Genomic DNA, 26,473 nt, shown 5'->3' with positions numbered 1-26,473 from the left:
TCCTATTTTCATTTGAATTTTTGGATTATTTTGAGTGTGCTTGTGCTAACTCATGTTTCGCTTTTTTAAGGATTTCATCCATATTCGCGCTAGAATCATTTGGAACTTTACGGACGTCAAATTTAACACCTAACTCTTCTAATTTCTCAAAAGCTTCAACGTCTTCTTGTCCCATTGACAATACTTTACTTACAACTACTTTCCCGACAGAATGCGCCATAGAGCCAACGTTTACTTCTTTGATGTCTACGCCTGCCTCGACTACTTTGACTACATCTTCAGGATTTTCAAACAATAGTAATGCTTTGGTATTCCCAAAACGTGGATCTTTTGAAATTTCAATCATTTTACTAATTGGAATAACGTTCGCTTTTACGCCGGGAGGAGCCGCTTGTTCAATCAATTTTTTGCGAAGATCATCTTTAGAAACTGCATCCGATACAACGATGATTCGATTTGGTAAAACTGATTTTGTCCAAGCTGTCGCCACTTGACCATGCAATAAACGAGAATCGACACGTGCCAAAACGAATTTGATTTTACCGTCACCAACAACTGTTCCTTCTGGTAATGCTCCTTTTGGTTGTGCGTCTTCTACAACAGCTTTTGGTGCTTCAGCAGGTTCTAGCTCTTCTGGTTTGATTCTTACGCCTTCTTTAGCTGTTTCAAGAATATGTGTTGCGATTTCTTGAGCAGAATTCATTGAGAAACGAGAAGCATACGCTTCAATCAACATTGGTAAGTTCAATCCGCTAACAATCGCCCATTTGTCTTTATGCTCTTCAAACAAACTATTCGCTTGGTTAAACGGTGTCCCTCCCCATAAATCGACTAAGAACAATACTTCGTCTTCTTCATCAAACGCTGCAATTGCTGCTTTTAATTTGGCTTTTAAATCGTCTGGGCCTTCGCTAGGCATCAATACAACTGCTTGTACTTTTTCCTGTTCACCAAAAATCATGGAACCGGATTGTAAAATGCCTTGAGCAAACTCCCCATGGCTAGCAATAATAATTCCTACCATAATTTGATACCTCCTATATTTTTTTCAACTACTTATCACTAAATCAACAACAGATGAAAACACCGACTAAAAATAAAAAATAGAAAAAATGCGTTACTCGGTTTGTGTTTTCAATTACTTCTTGCGATCTGTCAGATGATTTTTGAACATTCCTATTCCTCAACGATCACTCCATATATTGATTTTGATCGATTGGATCACTCCTTCCAATTCTATGCATATGATACGACTAGTAACATCGAGTCAGTCGTGCCATTTATATAGAATCTGAAAAAAGACTCACACTAACTATTCTTTTTTCAGCAATTCCATCAAATCTATTTTGTTGTCTGCAACTACTTTCCGAATCTCCAACGTAATACCTTGATCATGTAAATACTGGAATGCGGCGATATCCTCTTTGTTAACCGCAACAGCATTGGTAATCATACGCTTGCCACTGGTAAAACTCATTCCGCCAATATTGACAGAGTTGAATACGACATGACCTTCTACCACACGTTTTACGTCTTCTGGATTTGTGAACAACAACATTACCTTTAAGCTATCAAAACGGTCATCTGAAAAAATATCGATCATCTTTTCAACAGTAATGACATTTACTTTTACACCAGGCGGTGCTGCTTGTACAAGCAATGCTTTTCTTAGTGTATCATGTGCAACTGCATCACTAATGACTATGATCCGGTTTACATTGGTACTTTTGGTCCAAACGGTCGCAACCTGTCCATGGATTAAACGATCGTCGATTCGCACTAAACGAATATCCATCATGTTTGTTGTTCTCCTTCTCAAGGTTACTCTAATCTGCAAATTCTTGATTCATTATTACTAAAATACTATGTCTAGTCATTTATTGCCAAAATAAAGACTAAAAGAATTCGCCAAATCATTACAAGTGGATTGCTTGAATAATAGACAAATTTTATCCACTGTCTTATTTAAAGCAATTTCCATGCCAAAAATAGTGTATTAGCAAAATAAAGAGAAAACTAAGGCTTTTTTTAAGAGAATACACAAAGAAGATACACTAAAACAGTGTATCTTCTTTGTGTATCGATTCTAGTGTATCATCTGTTTTTGAGCTTGATTCAACTGTGTATTTTTGATCAACTGAATAATATAATAAATTTCTTCCACTGGTAACTCAATTTTAAATAGTTGCTTTAGATAAACGGCTGCTTCCATTACGATTTCATAGCTAGGTTCGCTTGTGACCTGTGTTCGTTCTTCTTCGGTCAGCGTCAATGTATCATGCTGTAGCACTCTTTCTAACATACCGGCTAAATGCATGACTAAATTAACATAGAACGTATAATCCAATTGTAGATTCAGCTTAGTTCGGATGATGTCAACAAATCCCCATAACGGATCAATTACTTTTTTGGGATTGATAAAGGTAAAGCTTTCCTCCATGTACTCAACACAGATTTTTTTAGCCATTGGCTCATCCATTTCTTGTGTTTCTACATAAATATCACTATCCATCAATAGCTGATTGATCACAGACTCCGCTTCACCAGAGAAAAAGGTTTCCATCGGAATAAATGGTGCTGCAATTTTAGGATCTGTAATACCCGTTGTCGCAATAACACGATACTCTTCTTGAATGGCAACAAGTTGCTCTTTCATATCGACAATGGACAAGGGGAATACTTCTAATTCTAAAGCTAATTGGGATGGGACAGCAGCTTCGATCATTTCTTTCATCCGCTTAGCAGTTCCTTCCCCAGAAGCACAGATTGCGATGATTACTCTTTTTTTCCACGTTTCCAAAGAATCCATTTCTCTCTCTTGATGAATTTTGGCGTATCCTTGAAAGTTTTTCAGTGACTCATATAATGTCTCCAACTGTGTATCGATCAATGTCGTTTTTCTCGCTGTCTCTAAAACGATTGGTGTTGTGACCATATCAACTGTTCGAACTTCGATTCCTGTCTGCCGCGTGATTTCATCTGAAAACGTAGCTAAAGAACCCATATCTACCAAAAGAATCACACCACTGTCTTCATTGACTTCTTTGACTACATTCACGATTTGGTGCAAAGCTTCTTTCGGCTGCATTTCTAACGGCATATCGACCGCTCTTAAATTATCAACATTCAACAATTGGGATACCACTTGCACCATGCTTGTTGCTGTACTTTTTCCGTGGGCGGCAACGACAATACCAATCCGTCCTGCATCTTTATTTTCTCTTAGTGAAATGAGTAATACCGCCAGATAATAGGTTTCAAATTCAGGTATTTTCATTTGATAATTGATTTCAATAATACGTTTTATTTCTTGTGCTGTCTCAAATTCTACCGGATAATCCAACACCATATTTTTGATATTCTCATTTAATTTGTGTTGGCGCTCTTCACCATTTTGAATTCGTTTTAAGAATGAACTAATGTGCAAGCTCATGGCATAAATAAAATTTGATTGGAAATTATAGTTTAGTTTTTGTTTAGCAAAAGTATAGATTTCTTTGGTGACATCGATTATACGCTGATCGACGATTTCTGCTAACTTGTTTTCAGTATCAAATGTAAAACCATGATCTTTATAGAAAGATTTTAAATGTACATTGATATCTGTTGTAATAAAATTGTTGATCACTTCTTGTTCTAATCCATCAGCTTTTAATAAAGCTGCTTTATCACCAATAATTTCATATAAATTATAGGGTAATTCATATGAATCTGATTGTATCGTTACTAAAGGTTCATTGGGTGTAACGATCATTTGCGGTTCCAAATATTTTGATAGTTCCGCCAATGCTTCACGATTGCTCGCTAGCTGCATCATCCCTTCTTTGATGCTATCGGTCAATTCATCGATCGTGATTGTCAATTCATCTTGGTCGATATGATTTAAAAAGCCTCTAGCTGTCACTAACTGAACATTGGATTTCAATTGTCCTACATTGCCATAAGAAACACTACCGATCAAAGCTTTCACTACATCTTCTGATAACGAAATTTTTTTCTGAATACGTGAAGCTTCCATTGAGATCATCACTCTAAGAAGATCAATTTTTTCTTTTGCAGGGCGATCAATAAAATTAGGTAACTGAATGATGATCGGAATTCTGCGGACAAACGTATTTAGTAAAGAAGAGGTTGGGTTTTCAGTTGTTGCACAAATAATCCTCACATCTGCTTGACGATTTTTAACGGTTTCCCCCAATCTTGAATACGTTCCATGATCCATAAAATAAAAGACCATTTCTTGTCCTTCTGGTGGTAAACGGTGAACCTCATCAAGAAATAGAATGCTTCCATCTGCTTCATGAATGATTCCTTCTTTGGCTTTCGTTGCGCCTGTAAATGCGCCTTCTGCATAGCCAAAAAGATGCGACATCAATAATTCCGGATTGTGAGCATAATCAGCGCAATTAAAGACAACTAATTTTTTATCTGGAGCGATCACATGATTCATTAAGGCAAATTGGAACATGGCATGAGCGAAATAGGTTTTCCCAGATCCAGTTGGGCCAGTAATCAAACAGTTCAATCCTTTTGGTGGATACAGTATCGCTGCTTTCGCTTGTTCGACAGGCGTCCTCATGCTGCCAGCAGAGCCAATCATCCCTTTGAAAATGTCTTCTCCAGTAAATATTTTTGAAGGTTTATGTACGTGATGCTTACGTGCTGTAGTGTCCTCAACTAGACTATGTTCACGGTAGCTTTTTACAGGCTTTGTTAGTGGTTGATATTTAAAAATGACTTTGTCGACATACTTTACAGGACGACCCTCTGTTTTTTCTAATAACCCTTCCCGTACTAGTTGATTTAAGTCTTTGCTAGCATTTGTTCTTTGGATATCTAATGCATCTGAAACATCCCCTGTTGTCACACCACTACCTAAAGAGACATCACTAGGCGTTAAATTTTCCGTCTGCTCTTTTACATAAAGATAGATTCGTTCGATACGTTTCATCCTGACTCCTCCTTTTAAAATTAAAAGCTGTATTCGTGCGTTTCAACCTAGCCCATAGTTAGATAACATTAAATGCTAAAACAACAAACGATACACTAATTTATGTGTATCATACAGTGTATCGTTTTAAAAGTACACAGATAACCTTTTTATTAGAATGTTTCACATGAAACAACGATTTTATAAAAAGTTATCTCATTTTAATAAAATCCATAAGGTATTTCTGAAAAAGTCTGAAATTCCTTGAAAAATATGGGTTTCCTCGCTATAATGCAGAGAGGTTTAACTATTCTATATGAAGTGAGGAAAACAATTGATTACTGTAAATGATGTAAGTTTGCTATTTTCAGACCGCAAACTTTTTGATGATGTAAATATTAAATTCACGCCTGGTAACTGTTATGGCTTGATTGGTGCTAATGGTGCCGGTAAATCAACGTTTCTAAAGATTTTGTCTGGCGATATCCAACCAACAACTGGAAATGTTGCTTTAGGCCCTGATGAACGTTTGGCTATTTTGAAACAAAATCACTTTGACTTTGAAGAAAATACTGTTTTAGAAACGGTTATCATGGGTCACAAACGATTGTATGAAGTAATGAAAGAAAAAGACGCTGTCTACATGAAAGAAGATTTCACGGATGAAGATGGAATCAAAGCGGCTGAGCTTGAAGGGGAATTTGCAGAGTTAAACGGTTGGGAAGCTGAACCAGAAGCAGCAGTTTTACTCCAAGGATTAAACATTCCTGAAAGTTTACATGACCAAAAAATGAGTGAACTAACAGCTGGCCAAAAAGTTAAAGTGTTGCTTGCGCAATCCCTATTCGGTAAACCCGATGTTTTACTACTAGATGAGCCGACCAATGGATTAGACACTCGCTCAATCAATTGGTTAGAAGAATTCTTAATCAACTTTGAAAATACAGTTATCGTCGTTTCCCATGACCGTCACTTTTTAAATAAAGTATGTACGCACATGGCTGATCTTGATTTCGGAAAAATCAAACTATATGTTGGGAACTATGATTTTTGGTTGGAATCAAGCCAATTAGCGGCAAAATTACAATCCAATGCCAATGCGAAAAAAGAAGAGCAAATCAAAGAATTACAAGACTTTATCGCTCGTTTCAGTGCGAACGCATCGAAATCCAAACAAGCGACTTCTCGTAAAAAAATGTTGGACAAAATTACTTTGGATGATATCCAACCTTCTTCACGTCGTTATCCATTTGTTGGCTTTACACCAGATAGAGAAATCGGAAATGATCTACTACACGTAGAAAATGTTTCTGTAACAATTGATGGTAAGAAGATTCTGGACAATATCTCATTCTCTTTAAATAACGTTGATAAGGTAGCCTTCATTGCAGATAATGATATCGTTACAACCACTTTATTCAAAGTGATTATGGGTGAAATTACTCCTGATACTGGTAGCGTTCGTTGGGGGGTTACAACCACTCAAGCTTACTTACCGAAAGATAACAGCAAAGATTTCGACACTGATTTGACGATTTTAGATTGGTTACGCCAATTTGCAAGTAAAGAAGAAGATGACAATACGTTCTTACGTGGATTCTTAGGAAGAATGTTATTCTCTGGTGAAGACGTCCTGAAATCAGTAAACGTCCTTTCTGGGGGCGAAAAAGTGCGTGTGATGCTCTCTAAATTAATGTTGTCTAAATCAAACGTACTTGTTTTAGATGATCCTACAAATCACTTGGATTTAGAATCGATCACGGCTTTGAATGATGGCTTGATGGCCTTCACTGGTGCTATTTTATTTGCATCACATGACCACCAATTTATTCAAACATTAGCGAATCGTATTATCGCTGTTTCTGACAAAGGTGTAGTTGACCGTGCAGATACAACGTATGATGAATTCTTAGAAAATAAAGACGTTCAAAAACAATTAGATGAATTGTTTTCTGGTGAGTATTAATCTTTATTGATCCTATATACTTATAAAGTAGTAGTGGCCTTAAATGTCCACTACTACTTTATAGCTTTTTTTGTTTTTAATACTTAATAAAATCTATTTTTGTTTGTTTTTTCTTTAATTGATACTCTAATTCAGTAGCAAGTAAAATAGCCGTCGTTTTTCCTTTTTCGTTAAAATGATAACGAATATCGTCAGCATGATTTTTAGCTGTTCTAAAGGACAATTCAAAATTTGCTTGCATTATCTGGATCAATCGGATAGCAATATCCTCTTCTGATAATGCAAAAGAATTAGATAATTGAACTAAACTCCACCCTTTTTTTAAAAAATAAATCAACACCTCATCAGGCATTAGAATAGCTGAGGCACCTATATTCGCTTGAAACTCTTGTAGAGTCTTACGACCATGATTTTTTAAACTTTCTTTTGTGTCGATAAAAACTACATTCTTCTCATTTTTATGGAATAAATAGTGAATAATTTCATGACTAATTACAAAATTTTTCGTATTAACATCTAGCTGTTGATTAAATACTATTGTCGGCTCTAGCTGATCCTCAACAAGCATTCCAAAAATACATTCAGATGTAGTTTCTTTAAAATCAAAACCTCTTATGCTCACTCCTTGTGATTTTACTAACTCCCAAATATAAGAATAATGATATTCCTCATGGCTAATCTTGTTATCAATCATAATCGCTGAAAGATAGTTATTGATTTCATCAGAAAAACAAACATATTCGTTTACGTGTTTAAACATCTCCCTCTCCCCCTGTCCCTTTTGCACTCTAAATGGACCACTAATAAAAACAATATAATATTCTTAAAACTTTTCTTATATTTTAGTCTTATTAATTATTCTAAATTTCCAACAAATAAAAATATCTACGACTTTTTTGTTTTTATAAAACCCATTTCGTAAAACAATCGTAATCTATTTGTAATATTTTTGTAATCAGCCTTAAGTCCTATTTTTTATAACATTATATAAACTGTATTAATTATAAGCTTTATTACAAATATGGTAATTCATTATAAAAATACTGTTTTTGGCCGTATAACCAACTCATATTCGGTACCTGTATATTCTGTAGAGAATACATTATTTTCATCTTTCAAAATTAAATCATCTGAGAACGGTATATCAGCAGTCCAATCAAACATTCCCGTAAATGTTAAATTAAAATCATGACTGCCACCTTCTGTATTTTTCGCCATTTCATAATAGCCTGTAATGGTATAATTTTTATACTCACCACCATTATTAGCTGGGTTTGTTTTAGCTGCCACATCAAAGTAAAAATGATGCTTCATTACTGACGAAATTTGAGGTCTATTTTTGAAATTTTGAGCCCTCACAATACTTCCTTGCTTAGGTTCAAAATAAAAAGCGGATTCGATTCTTAGTTTAATAGTAAAAAAATGTAAACTTTGTATGATGAAGTAAGAAAAATCGTGTGATAATGTTCCTAAATTTAAGCTATTAGTCGAGAGTGACGTGTTCGTTGGTCTTTCAGTAATAATCAAACCACCAGTAGCTAATTTGATTTTCTTCTGATATTGTTTGTCTAATTGCTCCTTATTCAGATCAATTTGTATGTCATTGGACCCACTACCTTCTACATTTAGATATCCATCAGTGTTACTAACCAATGTAACGTGTTCTTCAGAGCTTCCTCCAATTGCTGAAATAACATTGTCTTCTATTTTTATATTATCTCCAGCAACCAATTTATCCTGAAAGTTTCCTTTCATTTTCTCAGTGTCAAGATCGATTGAAACATTATGAGTGCCGCTTCCTTTGACAGCAATAAACCCATCATTATTTATAATCTGTGTTGGTTGCCCATCTCCACTAGTTGCTAAATTTAGCTGAATAAATTTTTTCCCATCATGTGATAATACCCAAACCGTATCATCGGGTAAAACATAAGCATGATCTCGGTCTGCTTTTTTTATTTCAGATAAACTGTTTACTGGAACTTCCCATAATCCAGTGTCACACACTTCTGGGAGCACAGGTATTTTTTCATCCGAGTTACAAATTGTTGGTTTTACCATCTTAATGACCTCCTTTCAAAATATCAGCGAAACATGCAGCACATTCTGTTACGTCTACACCTAAAAATTGTGTTAAAGCTTTGATAAATACTTTATTTTTGGCCAAAGCTGAAGATAGTAAAACTTCATCATGCTCACTTGCTTGCCATGCTTCAAATGCAGTCATCATTGCAATAGCTAGATGTTTCACTGTACACCATTTTTCTTTATCACCTTGACCACCATACATCTCAAAAAGATACAACATATCTGCTCGACGCAATTCTGCAAAAGCTGTGATTTCTTCTTTAAGTTCGTTGATTTTTCGTAGCTGTGATTCTAGATTTACTTCAAGATCGATCAAGCCATTTTCTAATTCAGAAATTCGTTTTTCTAGTAATGTTTTAGCATGTATTTCAGCACTTGCGATTTGGATAAAACTTCTGATTAAATCTTCCGCAATGCCATCTGTTGAATGTTTATTTTCCATTTATTTCACCATCTCTCTTATATTTTGCAATTTCCCGCATCATGAGACTTTTATTTTTTTTCTCTTCATATACAATCGAATCACTTTCAACTTTAAAAAAGCTAATTAAGCTTTGATAATCTTTCGGGTGATTTTGTAAATGATCTTTCAATTTCTGAGCTTGTTCATCATATTTATTCATTTCATCACCTATTCACATGAGAGTATTTTAAATAATTGACCAATGTTGCATTGAAAACTCCAGTTCCTTTCAATTCTACTTTTTTATAACCAGGTGCTAGTATTGCTCCTTGCTGCCATGTTGGCATAAAACCAACAGCTTTAAGAAGATCATAGTTGGACAATCCTTTCGTTGGGAAGACTCCTTCGCCATCGACCCACGAACCAGCATATTGAGCTTTCAAATAAGGCGTCAAATTGATCCCTTCAATCCAAATCTCAAAATCAGAAACACTACTGGTAAATAAAGAGACACCCGCATCTAATGAGTGATTATGTGGCTGCGTAGTATGTTTGTGTGGATTTGGACTGACTGTATTTTGATTAACTACTAAATCTGTTTCATTGACTCGTATAGCCGTTGAACCGGTTGCACCACCTGAGCCAATCGACATTGCAAACGGCTGTATAATGATTTTAAACTCAAACCGTTCATAATAAATAAGGTCTGGACTAACTGAGATATAAAAAACAGCAGGGTGATTCGTATCACCCTGCCGTGTAAATTCCATCCCATAAATATCAACCACTTGATTCCTTCTTTGGAGCTGGTCTTGCCGGCTTTCAGCTGTTCGATCAGCGATTCGCTCAGCTATTTTATTTAACGCTGAATCATATGTCATTTTCACTACTGACCACTCTCCCTGTCTACTTTTAAAAATTTCTCCAAGACAACACTATTTTGCTCAACACCGCTTTGGTCAATCGTATAATTGATACTGGTAATATAAAACCAATCATCCATCTTAAGAATTTTCTTCATGTAATTTGAACATTCTTCGACCATTAAAAGCTGATTGTCATACAACAATCGAACTTTGTCACCCACGTTGATGTCATCTGGTAACTCTTCTACTGTCAATTCGATTTGATAGGTACGTCTAGATTGTTTTAATTTTTTCACGGCAGCATCGTAAGCTGTTTTAGCTGCTTTTGCTCGATCTTCATCTGTTATTTCTTCTGCATTTGTGTTGAATGGTGCTAAATCATTAAAAGAAAATGATCCTTCAATCACTTTGGCTGATTCTAAGGCTATACTCTCTGTATCAATCACAGAATACTCTATATTTCCATTCGGAGCTAATTTAGAAAACTGAATATAATCATAACCTCGCTCGTTATTGATACCTTTTCTCAAAATTACGATTGGAAAATTGGGATCTTGACTTGCTTTATCTTCATAGATTTCTCTAAGACTCATACTCGACATACCAGAGTCCGATTTTTCTCCATAAACTGTAGCGATATTAATGACATGGTCAAAATTATGACTAATTGTTGGTTCTGCAATAATTCGAATATTTTGTTTACTACTAGGCTTTGTTGAAAATAAATATGATTTCTTATCTCCGAAAGACCCAATTTCCAACGCACGCCCAAAATGAAATCCTATCCGCCAAAAAAGATCCGCTGTTAACTCGCATGTTTTTGTTAGACCTTCTAGCTTATTTTGCCGGCTATAGACATAATCAATCACACGCATTGCTGAATCCTGCCGATAATTCAAGTTCCAACCTGGATATCGAAAATCTAATGTGCTATATATATCATTCACTGTTCTGTTTTTAGCAGCTAAATTGGTTGAAATTTGTCGATATTCCCACTCGGAAACCACATGAGCTAAATCAACAGATAAAGTCTCATTATCTTTATCCAATGTATAACCTGTCACAATACCGTGAAAAACTTTTTTATTAATATACAGTTTGATTTCTTCACGACCATTGATCCATTCGGTGTATTCAATCGGTAATATAATTTGAGTCGTTGGCACATACATTAGCTCATTACTCCAGCCAAGTGTATTTAGAATTTTAGTCCCTCGTTTAACAACTTTTCCACCTTCTATTATTTCAAAAAAGAATTTAGTATTACTTTTAGCATATGGATCGATTTCAACATCAAAAGCTTGTTCAAAAATAATAATTTTATCAAAAATTAGTTCATCGATAGCTGTTCCATTCGTCCGTATCCCTTTGATATAAATAGCTGTTCCATTCGGCACTTTAAATTTGACCTCAAAACCAGACTTATCGACACCAATTACTTTGGGATAGGCTTCTTTAACATCAGGACGGTCAATTGGTTCTGCTTTGATACGTCCCAATTCTTGATCCGTTTCAGCATTGATAAATGCGATGTATTGTTCCCCTTTATCTGAGCTAAAGTGCCATCCGGAAGCATGAATTTCTCCGTTTTTAATTCCTAAAAAGTCTAAAGAACCAACATTGGTCATTGTTTCAAATGTCTCAAAACCTTCTAAATCAGAAGGCAATGTATTCAGAAAACCATGCCAACGCTTGGCTGCATCAAGTCTTTTTTGAAGATGCTCCGTTCCTGCTCGTTCAAAATTTTTGAGAAAAGCTATTGTTGCCTGTTCTACATCTGAAATATTTCTAAATCCTTCGACAGATTTTGGTTCGACCACACCGATCCATTGTCCGTTGAACATACACCAATCGATCAAACGTGTTTGAACTTCTACACTTGTATAATTCCCATTGATATTGGCATGACTTAATAAACGCTGAACGTACTCTCGTCCATTATACGTTTTACTACCAACTAAGGGATATGCAGAACCATCCCACTGAACCAATCCATAGGCTGGTCCTCCTATCTGGTCGGTATCAGGGTTCATTGATCCACCCGTCTCAACATCGATATTTCCTAATAAACCAGCAATTGAACTCATATTATAGCCAGCTTTATTTAAAAGTTGGGCGATCGACCAAGCTCTACGCTCTTCTTCTGATGTAATCTCTGGGGCTGGAGTTGAACCGCCACTTGACCCTTTGGGATTACTATAGATTGTTGCTGGTGGATTACCACTGTAGCTCCTACTAGCTGCATAATTGTCGATTGAAATGCCATTTGAGCCATAATTACAATGGATAATGGATGTGCTATCAATAAAGATACCCGTATGCCCAGCTGCCCCGCCGGAAGCACCACGGTTTCCCCAAACAAAGACATCCCCACGTTTTGGACTACTTACTTGTTGCCAGCCTGCTCCTTCTAAATGTCCAAAAAGAGAATCAGTATTCCCCATTGTACCAACAGACAAAAAGCCTCCTGCAATCAATGAAAAATAAACAGCAGAACTACAATCATAACTACTAGGACCTAGTCTGGCCGCCATACTATATGTGACAGCCCCTTTACGTTGATCCATCCAATTAATTGCTGTTTCAATGCTCGTCATAAAATCAGCCTCCTATCTTACTTTGTGCTTTCCATGTTCCGTCTTTACGGATTTGATTTGCGCTTTTATTAGGCTGTCCATCTTCACTAAATAGCGTTTTTGGAATATCGACCCAACTTCCAGATTTTCGGATCTTCCAATAACCGCCCTGATTATCTAACGACTTCCAAACTCCTTTTTCTCTAATAGCCATTGGCCGATAATCAGAAACAATATCTTTAAATCTAATATAGCTATACTCAAGAGGATATGTATCATCCCCATAAATTGTTATTTTTAACCAAGTGATATCGGTTGAATCAAACGTGTTATCTGTCACGTCGTTGTACCATGTTCCTCCTGAACTATTTTGAGAATGTGGATTATTCCAACCTGCCTTTTCATACAAAGATTGCGTGCCATAATATCTCTTTTTCAGTGTTTCAGTGAATGCATGTGTGTATGGTACACTCTCCGGATTTTCTGTTTGTACGGATGTTTTAGCAACAATTAATTGCCAGTCATATTCCGTTGCTAAACTACCTGCATAATTATAAGGTGTATAGCGTCCCGTTTCTCCTTTAACTCCATAAGCTACAAGCGATAGACGCAACCTAAATATATTCCCACTTATATTTTCGGCAGTAACTCCTTCTCCATATCTAAATTCTGCTGGATTGCCTGGTGGATTACCTGGAAATGCATTAAATTGTTCAGCTGTGGGTGCACCTACAATATGTACATCTCCAGGAACACCAGGATCTCGCCCCCAACTACCAAGAATCGGGGCATATCTTCTATTCGGCATAATTATTCACCCTCTTTTAATTCTTCTTTTAGTTCTTCCTTTAATTCTGCTTTCAGTTGTTTCAGCAATGCTACATTGATTCCACCCGCCAAATCATTTTCCGTTGAATTATTATTGGTTCGGATATAGTGAGCACCATCAGGAGAACCACCAAATAAGTTGATATTCCCACCAGCAATGCCTTTTCCAGGAATAAAGCCTCCTTCAAGTCCGCCTTCCCAAACACCGATTTCTTTTAATTTTTCAATAATCTTCAACAATGCGTCCATCATTTTTTCAATCAAATCCCACTGACCACAGTCGGAGCAGATCAATGCTTTATTCATCAATCGTTGATTATTTAGAAAATCCAGAATAAATTCTTTAATATCACACATATTAACTGCTGGTAATTTTTCTCCCAAATAGCCTATTAGGCAGTCATTCAGATTATTCAAATCCTCACAGTTATCGTGTAACACTGGGAGTTTAGGATTTAATCCTGTATTTTTTTGCAAACTTTTACACTCTTGATCTGTAATCCCATTCAAAACAAATTCTGGGCTAGTCACTTTTAATTCTTCACAAGCTTGGCAATCTGTCATCTTATTTCATCCTCTCTTTTGATCTTTCAATTTTTTATAATAAACTGTACATAATAAAAACTCACTTCCACCATCGTTTTTCATGGTAGAAATGAGTTTTTTAAATATATGGTGAAACTGATGTTTTATTCTTATTAGCAAATTGGATTTTTACATTCGCACGATCATCTAATGTACTTGATAAGCTATCATTGAAAACTTCAAGAAATTGAATCCAACCACTGTCAGTGCCTGGTGGAAGTACACCTTTCATACCAATGGTAATCGTTTGATTAATAGCCCATGTTTTATCCTCTATTGTATTGTGTTTCTTTTTGAATATACTAGTCTCTTTATCATTTTTGACATATAAACTAATCACAAATTCATTAGCGCCACTCACCTTTTCTGACTTATAAGTACACTCATTAACTGTGACACTCCGTATTTGCCATTTTGCATTCAGTCCACTTTCTTGTCCCATACCAAAGTTAACTTTACCGGTCACACTACCTCTTCCCAATCTTCGCTTAAATGAACTATCTAACCAATCAGTCCAATTAAAAACAAAATTTCCTGTCCCTCTATCAATTGATACACTCATTTCAGGTGTTGAATATTCAATGACATAGCTAGCATTCACTTCCCAATTCTGAGCGGCTAAGGCATCCAAGGTTGCTTCTACTTTTGCCATTTTTTCCCATAATTTATTGATCGATGTTTCCAGTTCATGAATTTTGAGCCATTGCCCACAGTCGCTGCAGACCATTGCTTTATTCATCAATTGCAGATTAGTCATTAATTGATCCATAAATGCTTTCCAATCACACACATTCTGATCTGCTAAGGTGTCTTTTAAAGCTCCAATCAAACAGTCGTTCAGATCGCTTAAATCCTCACAGTTGGTATGAAGAACGTCTAAATTAGGATTTAAACCTGTATCTTTTTTCAAACTGTTACATTCTTTCTCTGTGATCCCATTAATAATAAAATTTGCTGCATACTCTTTTAAATTATCACATGCTGCACAATAATCGGCCATTCTTTTCATCTCCTTTTCTAAATATAAGGTGGAACGGATGTCAAATTTTTATTAGAAAATCGAACTTGTCCATCCACAATGCTGCTCAATACTTTGCCTTGATCTTTAAACGAAAAAATCTGCAACCAACCGCTATTTTGCCCAGAGCTCAAAACGCCTTTTAAATCAAGTGGGATCGTTTTATTGATCTTATCCGTGAACGTTTCCAAGCTATTATGAGGACGCTCATATTCTAGCGTTCCACCTGAAATGGTTGGTACATAAAACTTAATGATGAATTCTAAGCTTCTGACATTCAATGATTGATATGTCACAGTATCCAAGGTCACACTTCTAACTTGCCATTTCGCATTCATCCCATTTTCTTGCGCCATGCCAAAGTTGATTCTTCCTGTAAGTTTTCCTCGCCCCATAGGATTGGTGATAACTGATCCATTCATATCCCAATCAGTCCAATTAAATTCAAAATATCCTGATCGGTCAATGTGAATCTTTAATTCTGGTACTTCAGATTGCACTAAACGACGCACATCGACCTCCCATTTTTGAGCAGCTAATACATCTAATGCTGCTTCGACTTTCGTCATTTTTGCCCATAATTTATTGATTGAATCTTCAATTTCATGAAGTTTTGCCCATTGCCCACATTCACTACAGATCATGGCTTTTTGAATCGTGTATAAATTGTTCGTTAGTTCTTTCATGTACTCTTTCCAGTCACAAACAGTATACGCAGGTAATTTGTCTTGTAACGAATGGAGTAAGCAATCCAACATATCATTGAGGTCTTCACAATTTTTATGCAATTCTTTCAAATCTGGGTTTAATCCCGTATCTTTTTGTAGGCTTTTACACTCTTTATCTGTGATGCCATTCTTCACAAAATTCGGTGCGTATTCTTTTAGAGCGCCGCAAGCTGTACAATAATCAGACATGTATTTCCCTCCTTTTTTAAATCGTTAATCTGTCGACTTTGACATACACACAGGTCATTTCACAGCAATTATTGGTTTCGACGATGATGCCGTTCGTTCCATGATGAACACTAAAACCAAATGTACTGCCAATTGGTATCACTAATTGATTGATGTTGATGACTTTTTCTGAACAGCACTGATCTTCGAGATAATAAATCTCACCGCTAGATGTCAAGGTCAATTTACCGTTATATTCGCCTAAAATTTGCATTGTGTTACCGTTCAAGGTAATCACTGGATCTTTCATCGCTCCGATCAACGTGATGGTGAGCTTGTCACTATCCATGATCGTGTCACTGTAAAACTGTCCTGCAATAATATCTTTACATGGCTCTGCCTTACAGATTTTATGTCCAAGCATTTTTTCTTCAGACCAAATCTTTTTCCCTGCCTCACAGTTATAAATGATTTGATACGTATCACCACATTGGCTATAAAAAGCATTTGCGACGTCTTTTTTCAGTTCGCAAAGTGAGTTATCTCCAGTTAGAAAATCACATTCACAGACGCATTTTGGACACGGTTCATGTTTGGTTTGGGTGCACGAAATACAACAATCTTGGCACTCATCGACTTCTTGAAAATCTAAACAGTCCATAAAATTACACGCTACATATGGTTTTAAGAAAACTTTTTTCGTGTCTGCTTTATGCCAAATTCCTTCGTATAAGACAAGATCGATATCAATATTGACAACATGTCGTTCCATTGAATAGGACTCACTGAAATCTTTGATAAAGGCATTCGTCCATAAAAGTTGTTCGCCTTCAATGGCCCATAACTTGCCTGCTTTGACGATATTCATGAAGACATAATCTTTGTAAAATTTCTTTTGATCACAACTCAATTTTCTTGTATCGAGTTTTAGCGTCATGCTTAGTGACTGCTCCAGAGAAAACTGTTGCTTGGCTTTAAAATTGGCATAGCTTCCATGACCGAAGCTGTATTCTGTTGTACCAGTTTTAAAACCGCCGCTAAGATCCGCTGATTGCAGCATTTCGTAGTTATCGATCACGAGATCGTTGAATTGGATGTATTTTCTGTTTAATATTGTCATGATTTACTCCTTTCTTTGAGGTTGGTTAGATGTATAAAAAAGAACAAGAACAGCTGGGAGGCTGTTCTTGTTCTTTTATTTATTGTTGTTGTAGTACCATTGAGCAAACTCTAGAATTTCTTTGTCGGAATAGTCTAGGCTTTTCTCTCTAGTAAGATACACGTAGTTTCTTGATGTTATTTTTACACCTTGTTCTCCTAAATCTTCTTCCATTTTTTGATCTTCATTGTTAACTATATCTTCTGCATTTTTTTATTATTCTATTGATTTTTGTTATAGTACCATTGTGCAAACTCTAAGATTTCTTTGTCAGAATAGTCTAGACTTTTGAGAACTTTAGCCATGTCATTTATACTAGTATTGTCTACCGATGACTCAACTATCCTTCCTTTACTCACTTCATAATATAGAGTATCTTTATCTTTCCCACTAATATTTCCCTTTAATCTGAGCATAATATTACGAATTTCATCTGGGTCATGTAACACATCAAACGTCATATCAAAATAATCATAGTCTATTCCTTTTTCTCTAATAAAATATAAACTATCATCTATACTATTGATATTAATTTCTACGCCTTTTTCCTCTAAGTCCTCTTCCATTTGTTTCATCTGTTTATCTTTTTTTGTGGAAGAATCTTCTGTACTTACAGCTGTTTCTTTTTTTGGAGTTTTTTCTGTAGAACCACATGCGCTTAGTCCTAAAAGTGCTGTTAATGTTAATACGGATATTACTATTTTTTTCATTTTCTCCTCCTGTAACGTAAAAATAACTATTTGTATTTTAACATATATCACTATAGAAAGAAACTCATTTTATGGTTAATATCTAGTATACGTTTATGCCTTAGATACTTATCTTAAATAACGACTTGCTCGTTTCATAATATAATCAGCATTTCCACCAACTACATTTTGTGTTACTCTATTAGCATTATTTGTTGTATGGTTAATGTTATTGACGACGGTTGAAACTGCTGGAATAAGCATCGACTGAGTATTAAATCTACCCGTCAATGCGCTGAATGCTCCACGAACATCAAGATTATTTACTTTATTCATAAAATCAAGACCAAAGGTACTAACAGCGGCTCTACGCTGAACGAATTCCCCTGGCGTTAGCATGGCTGGTACTGTATCGGTACCTTTCTTTTTGAAAATACCCGCTAATCCACCAGAAGCATGAAACTCGACTTCACCACCTTGTGATTTAGTTGTTGCTGTTTTAACATTTTTAAGCTCTTCGTTTATCGCCGTAGCCATTCCTCTGATTCCTTCTTTAAAACCATCAATTAAAGATGCACCTAGTGTATTTCCTAGTGTGTTAAGTGGTGCTGTAAATTGTGCTTTAGATTCATCGGTTGTAAGCTTGTTAATTACATCTGTTAATGAGGAAAGCATATTTGCTACGCCTTCTGCAAAACCTGTTTTTAGGTTTTCACCGTAGGTTCTACCAATTTCTGTAAATTCCCCATATTTCAATTTGAGATCTGAAATAAGTGTGTTAACTTTTTCCATAATTGCTCCTGTTGGATTAATCTCATTGAATTTATTTAACAGACTATTAGCATAACTAGTTCCAACCACTTCAAAGTCTCCTTTTAGCGTTGCTAGTTGCTCAACCATATTACTAAAAGCTGTTATACTATTTTGAATAGCTTCCACATTACCTATGTCCTTAGTATCAATAATAAATTGTCTAATTTGATTTAAACACTTAGTCAGAGCTAATAGTTTTTGATTGAGTAATTCTGGATCAATCGAAGAATTTGTTATTTTATCAATTTCTGTCATTAATTTTGTTATTTGTTCTATTTTTGCTTTTGTAGTTCTGGCAGTTTCTGTAAAGTTTTTATCATTTGATTTAGAATTACTACTTGAGTCACCTTTCTTTAATGGTCCGATAAATTCAAAATTAAACCCCGAAAGAATCTGAACTGCACTTTTAAGATGTCCGAGTGTTTTTTGAAACTCTTCTATTTTCTCTTCATTGAAGGTAAATCCTAGTGCTGTTTCAAGTTGTTCACCTAAATTATTTAATTCTGTTATTTTTGCAACTGCATCTGTAACTGTTTTTTGCATTTTTTCCCATGCAGTAAATTTTAATTCTTCACCATTTTCGTCAACTAAAAGATCTTTTGTTAGTACTTCGCGCAAAGCAGTTGACATGTTATTCATTGTATCTTTAAAAGTCTCCAGCTTTCCAGTATCGAATCCATAACCTAGAGCGGTCTTCAGCTGTTCTCCTAAACTGTTGAGTTTTTCCAACTTATCGATGGCTTGCTGAACATCTGCTTCCATTTTTTCCCAACTAGGAATCTTACTTGCTTTACCGTTATCATCTTTCGGAATTAAATCTGCTGTTAATATTTCTTGAATGGCTAATGAAATATTAGCCATGGTTGCCTTAAAATTGTCCAGAGCTGCTGCATCAAAAGTAAACGTTAAAGCTTTCTCAAGATGAGTAATTAATTGATTGATGAGTCCTGCTTTTTCCACTGTATCATTTAAAGCAGTAGAATCAAGTTCCATATCCAGATCTATTTGTTCAAAATCTTTTATTATATCCTGAATATCATCAAGCTTCGTTTTAATATCACCAAAATTTAAATCTACTTCTTGTATTTTATATAGCTCATTTGCAATATTAGCTAGATTTGATACATAGGTTTTGGCCTTTTCTGTAATTTTAGTATCAATATCTCCACCATCAAAAGCTCGTTTTACATCATCAAACCAGCCTTTTGTTTTAGTAAAATATTCAAATGTCTTCTGAATGGATTCGATCTTTGTCTTTAACCCTGCTGGATCTGTTATCTCAGTTTCTTCAAGCTGTTCAATTGCTTTAGCTACAGAAACTAGATTTCCCACAGCTTCTGCCGCGTCTTTCCCAATATCGGTATCTGTTTTTCCTCCATTGAAGAATTGGTCGAATTCTTTAAGGAAGCCCACACCTTTTTTCAAGTATTCAAAAACACTTTGAATTTCATTGATTTTCGTTTCAATATTCGCAGGAACCGTAATATCCTCAAACTTCTGAAGTTCCGTTCCTACTTTTGCTAGTTTAATAACACCTTCTGCTACAACTGCGGTATTTAATGCGCCAACGGCATTTTTGAATAAATCTACTACGTTTCCTAGATTAGCTGCAGTAAAATACCCGATAGCTGTCGCAACAGAATCTATTTTTCCTTTGACGCTTGATGTGTCGTCTGGGACTTTTTGATCTAACTGATTAAGTGCTTCTGAAACATGCATCAATTCTTCTGCTACTAGAAAGACTGTTGCTAATCCTGCCCCAGCAATCAATGCACCAACACCTGATGATACTAATGCACCGACAACGCCAACTAAGACGCTCATCCCTCCGATTGCTATGCCGATATTGGCTAGTTTTGCCGCAACATTGGCAATGTCATCTGGCACTTTTTCATCGATCTGCTTCATTGCTTCGGCAGCTTCGGTTAATAAAGTTATGATTCCTCCGATTGATTCCAGTCCAGCCATAGCCATTTCTGGTTTCTTCTCAGCAAATAAACCAACAATCCCTACAAGTAATCCCATGCCTCCGATCGCAGCCCCCATGGCTAGAAGTTTACCACCTATGCTACCAAAATCACCTGGAACTTTTTCAGCAATTTGTCCCATTGCTTCAGCTGTTTCACCTAATAAGTTGCTAAGATCACGAATCATTTTAAAGCCAGCTTTTGCTTCTTTAGGATGATCCTTCGCTAATTTTCCTGCTATCGCTACTAGGACACCCATTCCGCCTATTGCTATACCCATACTTCCTAAACGGGAACCCATTTCTCCCAAATCCGATGGGACTTTTGCGGCGATTTGACTCATCGTTTCAGCTGCTTCTTCTAATAATTTGCCGATTTCTCGGATCATTTGGAAGCCTTTTTTTGCTTCTTTTGGATTGTCTTGAGCCAATTTTCCTGCTATCGCAATTAAAACACCCATTCCACCTATCGCTATGCCCATACTTCCTAAACGAGATCCCATTTCTCCCAAATCCGATGGGACTTTTGCGGCAATTTGACTCATCGTTTCAGCTGCTTCTTCTAATAATTTGCCGATTTCTCGGATCATTTGGAAGCCTTTTTTTGCTTCTTTTGGATTGTCTTGAGCTAACTTTCCAGCAATTCCTACTAATACGCCAATTCCTACTATGGCAATCCCCATATTTCCTAAACGAGCACCCATTGAGCCTAAATCTGATGGAACTTTTGTCGCGATTTGACTCATCGTTTCAGCTGCTTCTTCCAATAATTTACCTATATCTCGAATCGTTTTAAAGCCGGTTTTGGCTACTTTAGCGTCACTACTTGCTAATTTGCCAGCTATCGCTACTAATGCACCCATTCCCGCTATGGCGATCCCCATATTTCCTAAACGAGCACCCATTGAGTCTAAATCTGATGGGACTTTTACAGCAATTTGACTCATCGTCTCTGCCGCTTCTGCTAATAGTTTACCAATATCACGAATCGTTTTAAAACCGGTTTTGGCTACTTTAGCATCGCCACTTGCTAATTTCTCAGCTATAGCAGCCAAAGTCCCCATTCCTACTATGGCAATCCCCATATTTGTTAACTTGGGACCTATTTTACTTAAATCTGATGGGACTTTATCGTTGACTTCTTTGAGCGCTGTTGCTCCTGATTCTATAGACTTAGCTGCATCTTCTATAAAACTAAACCCTTTAAATTCGCTTAGGCTTTTTTCAAGTTTTTTAACACTTGATTGAACTTTGGTTTTCTCTATTTTTAATTGTTTGATTTTACTGTCTATTTTAGAAAGCTGTTTTGCGATTTCTTCAGAGTTGGATTTCATATCTATTGATATTTTTTCTATTGCCATTCTGCCGCCTCCTTTCTTATTCTAAAGAATATCTGTTTTGTTATAATGATAAAAAAAGACATGAGCCATGGCTCATGTCTTCAAACACTCTTTTATAGTCTTTCTTTTCATCACTTCTATTTTCCATTAATTTAAGGACAACCTTATACATTTCAGTGTAACAATGTAACTATTCTTTCGATACTACCATCTTACAACAGAATTATTGTCTAAAAATTCGGATATCGTTCATACCCAATAAACACACAAAAAAGAGACTCTCTTAGAGTCTCTGATATCCCCGCACAATCTACTAATCCGCCAAATCATCATTCGTATAAAACAAGACCGCATACTCTTTTGGCTTCTTCACTTTGCGCTTCGTTTCATTCCCAAGCGATTTCCATTCTAGAAAATTACTATAACTTTCTTCGTTTGCATATTGCCCGTAAGCCACCAATAATTCAGCAACGCCCCACTCATCTAAAATAATATTCGGGCGTTGCTTTAACACTTTGGCTACATAATGAGCCATGTACGTGTAAATATTCAAATTCGCAAAAAATGTTTCTGATTCTTTTTCTACTGAAGTCTCATTTTCACATGCTTGTCTGTAGATTAACCGAAAAAAACATCTGCTTCATTAAAGACTTCTGGATGATTTTCCATGATTTTGTTTAGGTTTTCGATTACAGAAAATGGCAGCATATACTCGCCCATCTGATCGTCGATCCCTAAGAATGTTGCAACTAAGTTGTAGATAGCTAAATGAATTTCATCACCTGCGCCTACAAAAACAGATAACAACTCTTCTTTGCTAAAGTCTTCCATATCGCCATTTTCTTTCAACTTATTGAAAAATGGGATAATTTTCATGATCGCATCAACAATTCTTAAATCTGAACGTGGTGTGATCGTGATATCTCCAAATGCAACGCTGAAAACATAATAAGATCCAACCTCTTTAGCACCTTCTGGTTTTTGCTCAAAATGTGTTTGAGGGACACGGAATCTCACACTATAGTCTGCTTTTTTCACTTCGGTTTTATTTGCATCCCCGATCACTGATACCTCTTGATCTTTTACCACCGCAAAAGGAGTATCCTTTTCATTCGTTTTTTTCAAATTATTGCTAATCGCTAAAAAATCAGCGGCTTTCATGCCTTTTTCTTCCATCTCTGTTCCTCCTAATTTTAAAAGCTGAACGGGCTCTAAATACTAGCCCGTAAAGCTAAATGATTTATATTACTCTGCTACACGATACATTTCAAAGAAGTTACCATTTTTATCGCGTTGTACGGAAATTGTAAACTCAAAAGTAGTTTCTTCGTTATTCACTGTTCCAGGGAATGAAGTGATCAAGACGTTATTATAAACATAGTTTTGTTTCACGCCATCTGTTTGTTCTTGTGTAAATGACATACGTACTCGACGTGCATCTAATACATCTTCATTTCCAACAAAGTGCTCTACATCAACTTTTTTCGGATAACTGATTACTAGATCTTTCCCGACTAATGATTTATGGAATAAGATTTTTCCATCAGCTAAAACGATAAATTGTTTTTCGTTGATTTCAACAACTGCGGGTGTATTAACACGATTCAATAGTGACTCTGTCACATTACAGCTATCCGCGATTGCTGCTGATGTAAAGGCACATTCGTCCATATTCATATCGGCAAGTTGAATATAACCATAGTCCACGCCATCAATTGTAGTAGCAGAAACTGCTTTATCTGCTGTTTGGATAATCCAACCGCTTGTTAATGTACCTTTAGACATCAATGGGTTCAATTTCCAATAATTCGCTGTAGCGCTCTTACCAGTCAATGTTCTTTCGATTGCGATACTTGTTGCATCGTAGCCTGCACCAAAACAGCTTGCTTCCACTGGATCTACTGTTAATTCGCCTGCAAATTCATCGATACAGCCAATTTTAACAACATCATTGATTTCAAAATCTTCAATGCTGTTATAAACGTAAATTGAAGAAAAACCAACCGTTGCAAGAATTGAGCTTTCTGGTACAACATTCAAACGAAGGATGATTCCATTTTCACTTGCTGTCCAGCCCATACCACTTCCTGCATCAGGTAATTTAGATAAATCGATAACAACCGGTTGAAACCCAGCCTCGCGCACTCTTATTTGTTTTTGGTAAACGTCTGAATTTGATTGATTTTGATCTGCAATATCAGAAATAACTGTTTCTAAATGATAAACTCCAGCTGTTGGGAAATGAACATAATACGTGATTACACCTGCTGCAAATTCTGTCGCATCTGCATTCACTCCAAAGGAAGCACCCGCTGCTAAACCTGATGGATTCATAACCGTTAATGTCCCTGAATTTTTACAGCCTTCAGCTAAACAATTGAACATGTCTTCTGGTGTATTGTAGACATTATATACAGCACTTGTTCCGTTGATATCAATATAATTTTTTGTATTTACTTTGACACAGCTGTCAATATCCGTTAATACGGCAAAGTCAACTTCCATCAATTTATTTAATGATTTCATTCCAATTTTAGAAATCAATGTATCATTGCTACATCTTGTCATTTATAATTCCCCCTGTTATTGATTATTTTGAACGACACGTGTTGCGTCGCGCTCATATCTTCCGCCATTTTTTTTGTTCAATGTCTGTAATTTTCTTTGAATAAACACTTGTACATCGACAGTATCTTGTTTAGCAAGTTCTTTTGTTTTTTTCTCTTTAGCCATTTTCTTTCCTCCTAATTTTTAAAAGCATAACAAACTTTTTAGTCTTACATTACAGCTTGTTTGTTCAACCTTCTTGAAACATTTTTACAGCTTGTCCATCCAAGCTATACGTTTGCATTAGTAAAAAATCTCCATCTTGTTCCATCACTTCATACACTTGACCTGCATAAAATATTTTTGTTTGCCCACTTGGTAAAACCATGCGTGTTTCACGTTGGAACGTGTGGTTGGACAGTTTTCTGCTGCCGCAAGATGAACAGCCCGATTTTTTCACTTGATTCTTGATTCCTAGAAATTGGATTTTCATTGTGCAACCTCCAGTGTTTGACTTTTCTTAGTAAAACTAAGGTTCATTCCTCAATAATTTCTACAGCAGCGTATGAGATTTTTTTTATTCGGCCGCCACACGATTTACAAGCACTCTCTGTATACTCAACTCCCAGAGACATCAATTCTTTGACTAGCTGTTGTGAATACGGTCTTTCAATTTGAATATTCTGTAGAGACTGATTGAATACTTTATCATCACCTAATTCATATTTTTCACCAGGCTTTAAACGTACATGACTGTATGTTGTTACTCCCTCTTTTTGACTAGCAACATTCAATGTCGTGATTGTGTCGATTGCACGAATTAATTTAAAGTACTTACTCATAGGCATTCCTCACTTTTCTCTTACTTATACTGATTGGAAATACTACGAACCTCAATTAAGCGTCTTATACAAATCCTTTCCCTTATGTGCGATCGTCACATCTTGATCTATATAAACGTAGATAAATTGTTTATCAGATCATTTACTTCTCTGATATTTTCTTAAATCTATCTGCCGGAATTGTGGTGAATTTCCTAACACGATACCTTTGGTTATTACAACAAGCTTGACTGGAAGTAGGTCTATTTTTATTATTTTGAGCTTCCGTCAGCCAATGCTTTAATAACTAGTTTTCGATAAGGTCATCTTATACTGAATGTTGCTTTTGAAAATCCGCACATCGTCCATATTTTCTATTTCAACTGAACGATAAGGTTTCTTATACCAAAGAAATAGTCTAATTTAACTGCTTACGTTACTAAGACTATTTTTTGATACTATCATCTTATAATGGAAATTTATTCAAGAAATCCGATTATCGTTCGTAGATTAAATAGTCAAATTTAAATCTTTTGCTACTTGTAAAAAGAACCAATCTCTTAATTCAAACGCTTTTGTTCGACCTACAAAAATCAAGCTATTTGTAATCAAACCTTGGATTGTGTATTTAGGCATACGTCGCATATATAGTTCTTGGATAATTATTTTGGTATCTTCGCAACATTCTTCTAATATATTCGATACGACACGTTGATTTCTTTCTAAGGCAGCTAGTCTTTGATCTTGTTCGATCGTAATCATTAGATTGTCTTGTATATTGTAATTAGCCCTATTTCCTTTAATACCTGAGTTCAAATCATTCTCACGATATGGATATCTAAGCTCTTCCTCACGTTGTTTGATATACTCTTCAATTCTTGGGTAATCGGCTAAAATATCTTTGACATAGTTAAACGTTGACTTTCTCATTTTGATTTCCTCCCTTTAATTATCTAATTTTCTCAGTGACAACCAACAAAGC

Annotated in this window: 25 protein-coding genes; 1 reads left to right on the top strand and 24 read right to left on the bottom strand. The window is 35.9% G+C overall.

Annotated elements, in window-relative coordinates; translation table 11 throughout:
• Nucleotides 1-25: 25 nt before the first annotated feature.
• The 3 genes from AC1PU0_RS00305 to AC1PU0_RS00295 all read right to left on the bottom strand — a co-directional run bounded on the left by AC1PU0_RS00305 (nt 26) and on the right by AC1PU0_RS00295 (nt 4,951).
• Nucleotides 26-1,024, bottom strand: coding sequence for a mannose/fructose/sorbose PTS transporter subunit IIA (locus tag AC1PU0_RS00305; RefSeq protein WP_206849761.1), 999 nt, complete (start codon nt 1,022-1,024; stop codon nt 26-28).
• Between the two features lie 288 nt (nt 1,025-1,312).
• Complete coding sequence (locus AC1PU0_RS00300) at nt 1,313-1,798, bottom strand: mannose/fructose/sorbose PTS transporter subunit IIB (RefSeq protein ID WP_206849760.1); 486 nt, start codon at nt 1,796-1,798, stop codon at nt 1,313-1,315.
• 288 nt (nt 1,799-2,086) lie between these two features.
• Complete coding sequence (locus AC1PU0_RS00295; protein WP_206849759.1) at nt 2,087-4,951, bottom strand: sigma-54-dependent transcriptional regulator; 2,865 nt, start codon at nt 4,949-4,951, stop codon at nt 2,087-2,089.
• A gap of 313 nt (nt 4,952-5,264) precedes the next feature.
• Between AC1PU0_RS00295 and AC1PU0_RS00290 the strand changes: the two genes are divergently transcribed.
• Entirely contained in the window at nt 5,265-6,896 is a 1,632-nt protein-coding gene (locus AC1PU0_RS00290; RefSeq protein ID WP_069653490.1) for an ABC-F family ATP-binding cassette domain-containing protein, read from the top strand.
• Between the two features lie 76 nt (nt 6,897-6,972).
• Here the strand turns inward: AC1PU0_RS00290 and AC1PU0_RS00285 are convergent, their stop codons facing one another.
• From AC1PU0_RS00285 to AC1PU0_RS00185, 21 genes are all read right to left on the bottom strand, one after another.
• The gene (locus tag AC1PU0_RS00285) at nt 6,973-7,656 is read right to left on the bottom strand and encodes an ImmA/IrrE family metallo-endopeptidase (protein ID WP_111249011.1); all 684 of its coding nucleotides are present in this window, start codon (nt 7,654-7,656) and stop codon (nt 6,973-6,975) included.
• A gap of 272 nt (nt 7,657-7,928) precedes the next feature.
• Nucleotides 7,929-8,957 (bottom strand): hypothetical protein, encoded by a 1,029-nt coding sequence (locus tag AC1PU0_RS00280; protein ID WP_111249012.1) that lies wholly within the window; start codon nt 8,955-8,957, stop codon nt 7,929-7,931.
• Between the two features lies 1 nt (nt 8,958).
• Nucleotides 8,959-9,426, bottom strand: a complete 468-nt coding sequence (locus AC1PU0_RS00275) for a hypothetical protein (protein WP_111249013.1) — start codon at nt 9,424-9,426, stop codon at nt 8,959-8,961.
• Nucleotides 9,416-9,607 (bottom strand): hypothetical protein, encoded by a 192-nt coding sequence (locus AC1PU0_RS00270; RefSeq protein ID WP_111249014.1) that lies wholly within the window; start codon nt 9,605-9,607, stop codon nt 9,416-9,418. The genes AC1PU0_RS00275 and AC1PU0_RS00270 overlap by 11 nt, the downstream gene beginning before the upstream one ends.
• 4 nt (nt 9,608-9,611) lie before the next feature.
• Nucleotides 9,612-10,268 carry a hypothetical protein gene (locus tag AC1PU0_RS00265; protein ID WP_111249036.1) on the bottom strand — a complete coding sequence of 219 codons (657 nt, stop codon included), beginning with the start codon at nt 10,266-10,268 and terminating at the stop codon, nt 9,612-9,614.
• A gap of 5 nt (nt 10,269-10,273) precedes the next feature.
• Nucleotides 10,274-12,850 carry a phage tail tip lysozyme gene (locus AC1PU0_RS00260; protein WP_479998607.1) on the bottom strand — a complete coding sequence of 859 codons (2,577 nt, stop codon included), beginning with the start codon at nt 12,848-12,850 and terminating at the stop codon, nt 10,274-10,276.
• Between the two features lie 4 nt (nt 12,851-12,854).
• Entirely contained in the window at nt 12,855-13,637 is a 783-nt protein-coding gene (locus AC1PU0_RS00255) for a hypothetical protein (RefSeq protein WP_111249016.1), read from the bottom strand.
• Between the two features lie 2 nt (nt 13,638-13,639).
• Nucleotides 13,640-14,221 carry a hypothetical protein gene (locus AC1PU0_RS00250; protein WP_111249017.1) on the bottom strand — a complete coding sequence of 194 codons (582 nt, stop codon included), beginning with the start codon at nt 14,219-14,221 and terminating at the stop codon, nt 13,640-13,642.
• Nucleotides 14,222-14,321: 100 nt separating this feature from the next.
• Entirely contained in the window at nt 14,322-15,242 is a 921-nt protein-coding gene (locus AC1PU0_RS00245; RefSeq protein ID WP_206849755.1) for a hypothetical protein, read from the bottom strand.
• 17 nt (nt 15,243-15,259) lie between these two features.
• Complete coding sequence (locus AC1PU0_RS00240) at nt 15,260-16,177, bottom strand: hypothetical protein (protein ID WP_206849754.1); 918 nt, start codon at nt 16,175-16,177, stop codon at nt 15,260-15,262.
• Nucleotides 16,178-16,193: 16 nt separating this feature from the next.
• Nucleotides 16,194-17,276 carry a hypothetical protein gene (locus AC1PU0_RS00235; RefSeq protein WP_010766595.1) on the bottom strand — a complete coding sequence of 361 codons (1,083 nt, stop codon included), beginning with the start codon at nt 17,274-17,276 and terminating at the stop codon, nt 16,194-16,196.
• Between the two features lie 75 nt (nt 17,277-17,351).
• A complete protein-coding gene (locus tag AC1PU0_RS00230) occupies nt 17,352-17,489 on the bottom strand; it encodes a hypothetical protein (RefSeq protein WP_155854790.1) in 138 nt (45 codons plus the stop codon).
• 47 nt (nt 17,490-17,536) lie between these two features.
• Nucleotides 17,537-18,025: a hypothetical protein gene (locus AC1PU0_RS00225; protein WP_010766596.1), complete on the bottom strand. Its 489-nt coding sequence runs from the start codon at nt 18,023-18,025 to the stop codon at nt 17,537-17,539.
• Between the two features lie 108 nt (nt 18,026-18,133).
• The gene (locus AC1PU0_RS00220) at nt 18,134-22,144 is read right to left on the bottom strand and encodes a phage tail tape measure protein (protein WP_479998606.1); all 4,011 of its coding nucleotides are present in this window, start codon (nt 22,142-22,144) and stop codon (nt 18,134-18,136) included.
• 292 nt (nt 22,145-22,436) lie between these two features.
• Complete coding sequence (locus AC1PU0_RS00215; protein ID WP_174270363.1) at nt 22,437-22,658, bottom strand: hypothetical protein; 222 nt, start codon at nt 22,656-22,658, stop codon at nt 22,437-22,439.
• An 83-nt stretch (nt 22,659-22,741) separates the two neighbouring features.
• Nucleotides 22,742-23,299 (bottom strand): hypothetical protein, encoded by a 558-nt coding sequence (locus AC1PU0_RS00210; RefSeq protein WP_010766599.1) that lies wholly within the window; start codon nt 23,297-23,299, stop codon nt 22,742-22,744.
• Between the two features lie 69 nt (nt 23,300-23,368).
• A complete protein-coding gene (locus tag AC1PU0_RS00205; RefSeq protein ID WP_479998605.1) occupies nt 23,369-24,691 on the bottom strand; it encodes a hypothetical protein in 1,323 nt (440 codons plus the stop codon).
• Nucleotides 24,692-24,706: 15 nt separating this feature from the next.
• The gene (locus AC1PU0_RS00200) at nt 24,707-24,856 is read right to left on the bottom strand and encodes a hypothetical protein (protein ID WP_181429582.1); all 150 of its coding nucleotides are present in this window, start codon (nt 24,854-24,856) and stop codon (nt 24,707-24,709) included.
• Nucleotides 24,857-24,920: 64 nt separating this feature from the next.
• Complete coding sequence (locus AC1PU0_RS00195; RefSeq protein WP_111249027.1) at nt 24,921-25,163, bottom strand: hypothetical protein; 243 nt, start codon at nt 25,161-25,163, stop codon at nt 24,921-24,923.
• Nucleotides 25,164-25,206: 43 nt separating this feature from the next.
• Nucleotides 25,207-25,512 (bottom strand): hypothetical protein, encoded by a 306-nt coding sequence (locus AC1PU0_RS00190; protein WP_111249028.1) that lies wholly within the window; start codon nt 25,510-25,512, stop codon nt 25,207-25,209.
• A gap of 489 nt (nt 25,513-26,001) precedes the next feature.
• The gene (locus AC1PU0_RS00185; protein ID WP_111249029.1) at nt 26,002-26,421 is read right to left on the bottom strand and encodes a transcriptional regulator; all 420 of its coding nucleotides are present in this window, start codon (nt 26,419-26,421) and stop codon (nt 26,002-26,004) included.
• Nucleotides 26,422-26,473 lie beyond the last annotated feature (52 nt).

The sequence above is a fragment of the Enterococcus sp. XAF26B05_ASV22 genome, from assembly GCF_056727285.1.
This window is presented reverse-complemented; position numbering and strand designations above follow the sequence as displayed.